The 6,706-nt window shown below is 50.4% G+C and carries 9 protein-coding genes; 2 read left to right on the top strand and 7 right to left on the bottom strand.

Going from position 1 to position 6,706, the window contains the following annotated elements; translation table 11 throughout:
* Positions 1-58: 58 nt before the first annotated feature.
* Positions 59-367 carry a hypothetical protein gene (locus KDK15_RS11395; protein WP_257295477.1) on the bottom strand — a complete coding sequence of 103 codons (309 nt, stop codon included), beginning with the start codon at positions 365-367 and terminating at the stop codon, positions 59-61.
* Between the two features lie 69 nt (positions 368-436).
* On the opposite strand from KDK15_RS11395, the gene KDK15_RS11390 reads away from it, so the two are divergent.
* Entirely contained in the window at positions 437-1,987 is a 1,551-nt protein-coding gene (locus KDK15_RS11390; protein WP_257295476.1) for an AAA family ATPase, read from the top strand.
* A 48-nt stretch (positions 1,988-2,035) separates the two neighbouring features.
* Here the strand turns inward: KDK15_RS11390 and KDK15_RS11385 are convergent, their stop codons facing one another.
* From KDK15_RS11385 to KDK15_RS11360, 6 genes are read right to left on the bottom strand one after another with little or no spacing between them, the layout of a single operon-like run.
* On the bottom strand, positions 2,036-2,836 hold the full coding sequence (locus KDK15_RS11385) for a heme ABC transporter ATP-binding protein (RefSeq protein ID WP_257295475.1): 801 nt from the start codon (positions 2,834-2,836) through the stop codon (positions 2,036-2,038).
* A 1-nt stretch (position 2,837) separates the two neighbouring features.
* The gene (locus KDK15_RS11380; protein WP_257295474.1) at positions 2,838-3,884 is read right to left on the bottom strand and encodes an iron ABC transporter permease; all 1,047 of its coding nucleotides are present in this window, start codon (positions 3,882-3,884) and stop codon (positions 2,838-2,840) included.
* Positions 3,885-3,895: 11 nt separating this feature from the next.
* The gene (locus KDK15_RS11375; RefSeq protein ID WP_257295473.1) at positions 3,896-4,060 is read right to left on the bottom strand and encodes a hypothetical protein; all 165 of its coding nucleotides are present in this window, start codon (positions 4,058-4,060) and stop codon (positions 3,896-3,898) included.
* Positions 4,057-4,497 (bottom strand): biopolymer transporter ExbD, encoded by a 441-nt coding sequence (locus KDK15_RS11370; RefSeq protein WP_257295472.1) that lies wholly within the window; start codon positions 4,495-4,497, stop codon positions 4,057-4,059. Before KDK15_RS11370 ends, KDK15_RS11375 begins: the two co-directional genes overlap by 4 nt.
* Positions 4,494-5,249, bottom strand: a complete 756-nt coding sequence (locus tag KDK15_RS11365; RefSeq protein WP_257295471.1) for a MotA/TolQ/ExbB proton channel family protein — start codon at positions 5,247-5,249, stop codon at positions 4,494-4,496. The genes KDK15_RS11370 and KDK15_RS11365 overlap by 4 nt, the downstream gene beginning before the upstream one ends.
* A gap of 35 nt (positions 5,250-5,284) precedes the next feature.
* Positions 5,285-5,968, bottom strand: a complete 684-nt coding sequence (locus tag KDK15_RS11360) for an energy transducer TonB (RefSeq protein ID WP_257295470.1) — start codon at positions 5,966-5,968, stop codon at positions 5,285-5,287.
* 171 nt (positions 5,969-6,139) lie between these two features.
* Here KDK15_RS11360 and KDK15_RS11355 point away from each other — a divergent pair, with 171 nt between their 5' ends.
* Positions 6,140-6,607 (top strand): thiol-disulfide oxidoreductase DCC family protein, encoded by a 468-nt coding sequence (locus KDK15_RS11355; protein WP_257295469.1) that lies wholly within the window; start codon positions 6,140-6,142, stop codon positions 6,605-6,607.
* Positions 6,608-6,706 lie beyond the last annotated feature (99 nt).

Below are 6,706 nucleotides of genomic sequence, written 5' to 3'. Positions count from 1 at the left end.
ATTTTGAATAGGTTCGAGTAACTATAGATAGGTTTTCGTTAACTGCAACAAGCCCTACTTAGTGGGAGACAAGGATATCAACTCCCCGGCGGAACATTTCCGCGCACTCCGGTGAGCTGGCCGGTTCTGGCAGGGAACCTTTGTCAATCCAATGCCTCATCCGGCTGGAGCCCAGCAAAATGAGCTGATAAAGATCCACACCATGGGCTTTGGATTGCACAAAGGTGTAGATCCTGCTCCCGGTCATCCATGGTTTGGCCGGGCAAACCGAACATTGCCAAGGCGGATAATCTGCTCTGGGGTCAGGTCGGTGGGTGTCCCATCGCAAAATAGACACGGCAAAATAGATGCCAAAAATAGATGCCATGGAACTTTGATTAAGAAAATGTTGTCTATTCAAAGGGTAAATCAATCAAGGTTAATAAGGTTAAAATTGATGAAGCAGTTCAGGCAGTTTTGTATTTCCTTTTTAGTGTCTATTATTTTGTGCCCTATTGCTCTGGCAGATGAGGCTGCGGTAACACCGGATAAATTACACATCAGCTATGTCAGACAATATATGGCAAACAACCGTTTTTTTGATCGTCTTAACGTCTCAGGATATGCTGGTCAACCCATTGATGCTCAAGTAAGAGCAGGCCGTGCTGAAGCAAAACGACAGTATGACTGGGTACTGAAGGAGTATTCCCTGTATGAGTCGTTACCCTATCTGGCGTTTTATGTTCCTGCTTTAATCGTGGGTGGAACAGCGCTTTCGTACAAAGAAGCTATTTCGGAATTTATGATGACCGGCTCGGCTTTTAGTTCCGTGTTAGTTTCCGCGGCTATTGGAATGGGCATCGGATTAACAGTGGCGACAGCTATTCCATTTACTATGAATGTTTATTACGGAATATTTGCGCCAAAGCTTGCCGAGGAGAATTTGATTCTGGCCTACGGTGCAAAGAAAGCATTTCTGGATAAACGCACGCAACATTACATTGAGGATGAGCTGTTTTACAGTTTCTGGCGAAGCCCAGGCGGTGAAGCACTCAGCCGGTTGCAGAAAATTCTGGATAAAGCGTTAAGACTTCCGTTTTATTCCAAAGAACTGGTGTATGACGAAGAGAAAATTGATGAGGCTCTGCGGGACTATCCAACCCACGTGGCCGATCGGTTAAAACGGTTTGCCCACTCTGAGCTGGTTTATCAGCAGACGGATTCCTCAATCTATGATAGCCATTACCCGATTTATTTTTTAGGGGTACCGGGCACCGGCAAGACCTATGCAGCCAGACAGTTGGCTGAAGCGATGGGGACTAACCTTGCCGTTGTCAATCTCGATGGTGCCACCATTGATGATATTGTCGGAACCCCTTTTGAAAGTGCCAATGCCAGGGCCGGCAGAATTCTTGATGCTATCATTGCACGTACCGATTCAAGCCAGGATATTAATCACCATAATCAAGTTCTGATGATTGATGAGTTCGATCGGCTATTCATCTCCGGAAATGAGAAAAGCAAAGATGTGCTGTCATTTATGTTGAAGTTGCTCGATCCGTCGAATCGTTCTTACTACAGTCCCTACCTGAAAACAGAAGTACGTTTGCCTGACACCATCATTCTTGCGGGTAACCGTGATATTCATGAGTTAAGTGCCCAGGATCCTGAGCTTGAGGCCATTGCCTCCAGACTGGATAAAGTCGTATTTGACGGTTTTGATAGCAGGGCGAAACAGAAAATTGCCTTTGAAATTATGGTTCCAAATAAGGAAAGGCGTTATCGGTCGGCAGGTAAGCTTTTTGCGGATTTCACCTTACCAGAGAGTGGTTACGACATGATTCATGACTTTATTGAAACGGATCAAGACCCGGGGCTGCGTTCCCTGGAAAAATATATATCCCGGGTATTTGAGACCTTTGCCCATGGCCTTGCGCCAAAGAGTCAGATTACTGTCGGGAATAAGGCTGAACAATGGAACCGACAGCCGGTGCTTGCAGGAGGGTAATGTTTGTTGTCTGACAAAATATGGCCTGGTTTGAATTGCAACACGCAATTAATGGTTTACGACCAGTGGGCAGTGATAGGCCGGGTGCTCAGATACACTGACTTCAATATCGAACACTTGTCCAATAGTTTCCGGAGTCAGTACTTGGTGGGGCGTGCCTTCTGCAGCCATTTCTCCATTCCTGAGGATCACAATCCGGTCAGAATATCGCGCTGCCAGATTCAGGTCGTGCATGATGACCATAACGCCGATACCCTGATCTGCTTCCTGTCTGGCCATTTTCAGGGTCAGCTGTTGATGGGCCGGGTCCAGTGCCGATGTAGGCTCATCAAGCAACAGGTAACGCTGGCCATAAGGGCTTTCGTCCCAGATCTGAGCTAATACCCGCGCCATATGAACACGCTGGCGTTCACCACCGGAAAGGGTGGTGTAATGACGATCCTTCAAGTGTAAGCCATCGACTTTGTTAAGCGCTTCCCGGGTAATCATCAGGTTTTCATCATGGTGACTGGCACAGGGAATTCGGCCTAGCAGGACGACTTCTTGCCCCGTAAAGGGAAAACTCAATGAGGATGACTGAGGCAAAACACCGAGCATCAGTGCCTGCTGGTTCAGTGGCCAGTCATTGCGACCATTAACCAGTACTAGTCCACTGGATGGCTTTCTCTCACCACTGATGACTTTCATCAAGGTACTTTTACCAGCACCGTTTGGGCCAAGTACCGAAACCACTTCTCCGGGCTTCAGGGTCAGATTAATGTCCTGAAGCAGGTGCCTGTCTCCGATCTGCACCGATATGCCCTGAACTTCCAGCGTGTTTACCGCTGCGTTTTCCTGACCAGAGGCCATATCAGACAATCCTTTTACGTTGCTGCCACAACAGTGACAGGAAGAAAGGGGCACCCATCAAGGCAGTAACAATACCGATGGGAAGTTCTGCCGGGGCGACAATGGTGCGGGAAATCATATCCGCTACCAGTAACAGAATACCGCCCAGCATGGCAGAGGCTGGCAAAAGAATACGATGGTCCGGGCCAACCGCCAGGCGAATCAGATGAGGCACTACCAGCCCCACAAAGCCGATCAAACCACTGACGGAAACGGAAACACCCACGGCCAGGGCCGTCAGGAAAATCAGTGTCAGCTTGACCTTCTGGACATCAATGCCCAGATGGCGGGCTTCTGACTCACCAAGCAGCAGCGCATTAAGCACCAGACCGTAACGACCAAGAATCAGGACAACCGGGATTAATAGCGTGGCACAGATAATCACCAGGTCCCGGGTGGCACCACCCAGGCTGCCCATCTGCCAGAAGGTCAGGTTACGCAGCATGGTATCGTCCGCTACGTAGTTCAACATCCCCATACCGGCACCGGCCAGGGCATTGATCGCCACGCCAGCCAGCAGCATAGTGACCACTGAGGTTCCGTTGTTGGTGGTACCGACTTTATAAACCAGCCAGGTGGACAGCACACCACCAGCAAAGGCCAGAATGGAAACGCTGAAGCTTTGTACCAGGGATGGAGCGCCAGTAAATAGCAGGCCACCCAGGACAATAGCAATACCCGCACCCAGGGCCGCACCGCTGGATACACCAACAATACTGGGGTCAGCCAGTGGGTTTCTGAACAGCCCCTGCATGGATGCACCGGCCACCGCCAGTGAGCCACCGACAATCAGCCCCAGCAGTGTTCTGGGTAAACGAATGGACTCAATAATCAGCGCTGACTGGCTGCTGATCGTGCTGTCGGATAAACCCGGTCGGTCAAACAGTATGGTCAGAATATCGCCTGCGGGAATGGGTACAGCGCCAACGCCAATGGACACAATCACCACGACTGGCAGCAGGATTGCCAGTACGGTTAACAGCAGTGCCCCCTGAGGGTTACGACTCATTGGAGGATGGGTTACCTTGGCCTAAGTAAAAAGATTTCGCCAGAGACGGTGCAACATCGCCCCAGGGCTTCCACCTCAACACCGGCACTTTTCAGTTGGGTCAGGGTTGACATTGGTCCCATGGCTGCAGAAACAGCCACTACGGTGGCCAGCAGTGGTTTAAAGGTTTTCTTCATGGGTCGCCTTTGCCATTTTCCTGTTCCATCAGCACCTGTGCAGCTTCAATCTTGTGCTGGCTGAAAAACATCATCAGCTTGACCAGATTGCCCAGTGGGGCATCTTTATCACCGGCAATCAGTACAATGGTACCGGGAGCTTCTTTAACCTTCTTCAGCACAGTGGTAGCGAATACTTCCCACTGATCAAACTTCTGTTCACCAATAGCCCAGGGCTCACCCTGTTCCAGAATACTGACGGTCAGCGTTTTTGGCGTGGTGGTTAAAGGGACTTCCTGTTGGGTTGCCCGGGGCAGTTCCACCGGCAGACTCAGCGTCGGTACATTGGTGGTGAACAGCAGAAACACCATGACGATAAACACCACATCCAGCAGCGGCGTCAGATCCGCCATGGAAAGTGATGCGCTGGTTTCATCAATATCGTTGATGCGAATCATGCCGCTACTGCTCCGGCACTGATGATTTCAGGCTGGCCAGTATCTGAGCTGGCACTATCCTTTACCGTCAAACCCTTAACGGCAGGTGCTGAAGGCGCAGCGGCTAAACCATCGTCGTCCATAGTCAGACCTTCCAGCAGCAGGTTGGTGTGATTCAGGGCAAACTCCAGTTTAGAAAGATAATGGTTAGCCCAGACACCAAAACCGTGAGCCGCCGCCAGGGCTGGAATCGCGATGATCAAACCGAACGCAGTGGTAAACATCGCCTGCCACAGGCCCGCAGCCAGAACATCCGGAGTAACCGGGCCGGCAGCGGCTGCAATATCACGGAACATATCGATCATACCCAATACGGTACCAAGCAGACCCAGCATTGGGGCCAGCACACCAATCAGCATCAACGGCTTCAGCCAGGCATTCAGGCTACGCTTCTGCTTCAGCAGCCACAGGCCAGCCACTTCTTCACGCATCGACTTTTCTCGGGAACTGTGGCTCAAAAGTACCGCAACGCCCTGACGAATGCCTTTGCCTTGACAGAGATGCTGCCAAAGGATGTCCTTGCTTTGGGCGTGCTTCTCGCTGCCACAGCATTGACGCACTTCATTAAACAGTGCTGTCATCCCCTTGCGGTTCATGGATGGCAGCAGGGCATAGGTCACCAGCCGCTCAAGAATCATGGCCAGTCCAAGGCAAGAGGTGATCAGTAATGGCCAGGCCATGATCCCCAGTGATGCAAGATGTTCTGTCAACATGGCGTTACCTGCTAAGTATCAAATGGTTTGCTTAATCAACTGATTTCAAATGCGACGGGGATATGCACCCGGGATTTGATAAATCGGCCATTACGTTGCTCTGGTTTGAATGACCAGCGCTTAACGGCATCAATGGCTGCCTTATCCAGCACGGGGTAGCCGGATGACTTAAGAACGTCGACAGTGATCGGATTACCTCGTTCATCAACAATCACATCGAGCATCACCACGCCCTGCTGATTTCTCCGTTGAGCCAGTTTCGGGTAGCGGGGCTCAACCCAGTCACGGATTTCCGGCTCGGTCATCATCACTGGCTCGTTACTCAGTCCGGGGGACTGGCTTTTCTCGGTAACGGTTTTCTCCATTACAGGCTCAGTAACTTCAGGCTTGTTCTTCTCAACGGGCCTGGGCTTTTCGGCAACTTTTTCCGGTTTTTTCTTTACCGGCTCTGGCTTGGGTTCTTCCTTTTTAAGAATGGGCCTGGCCTTCTCTATCGGTTTCTGGATAACCTCTGGTTCAGGCTCAGGTTCTTCCTGAACAACTGGCTCTTTGACCGGTGGTTCAGGTTGGCTGACCGTCGAAAAGCTCAGGGAAACCGGTGCCTGGATAGAACCCATATGGATGGTTCTGGGCTCAGCTTCCTGGTGCGCCAGCGCAACCACCACGGCCACATGGGCCGCAATGGATATCAGCAATGTGAAGAAAGCGTTTTTAGGCATGACCAGTAACAGTAATAGTGTTGAATGACCTAATAACAGCAGCGTAGGTTACTCGAAGCATAAAAGGTGTTCAATAACCTAAATGATAATGGTTCGCATTGTTTGTGCTAATAAGTAATATCCTCCGGTTGTTTGATCTGGCGCATTATCCGGGTCGTAGAAACAGCCAACATGCTAATTTATGCCCTCTTTCAGTCAAAAAGTCATTTACCTTCGGTGATCACGGTTATGGTGCTAAAAAGAACAGAAATATCACTGCCTGTTACGCTTTTCTACGATGGCGAATGCCCTTTGTGTATGCGTGAAATTGATCATCTGGCTAAAAAGAACCGCAAAGGCTTACTTAAGCTGGTTGATATTAGACAGGATAATTTTCAGGAAAAATATCCGGAGTTTGACGTAGCAGAACTCGACCGGGTTATTCACGCGAAGCTGGGTGATGGCCGTGTAGTCAAGGGTGTGGATGCAACCCTGGCGGCCTGGGAGGCTGTCGGTATGGGGTGTTTGGTAGCCCCTTTACGCTGGCCGGGAGTTGCCTGTCTTGCCGACCTTGGATACGAACTGTTTGCGAAAAACCGTCATGGCTTATCCCGCCGCTTGGGGCCGATATTGGGCAAAAATGAGTGTAATAAACCCTAAGCCAAGCGCTGTTATACATTCACAGTCACCTCGTTCCCCGCGAGAGGCTAAGCCTGAGAATGTGGGAGGCTTTATGAGCTGAAATCATTCGTTGAAATC

Origin of the sequence: Endozoicomonas sp. YOMI1 (assembly GCF_024606345.1) — a bacterium.
Taxonomy (GTDB): Bacteria; Pseudomonadota; Gammaproteobacteria; order Pseudomonadales; family Endozoicomonadaceae; genus Endozoicomonas.
This window is presented reverse-complemented; position numbering and strand designations above follow the sequence as displayed.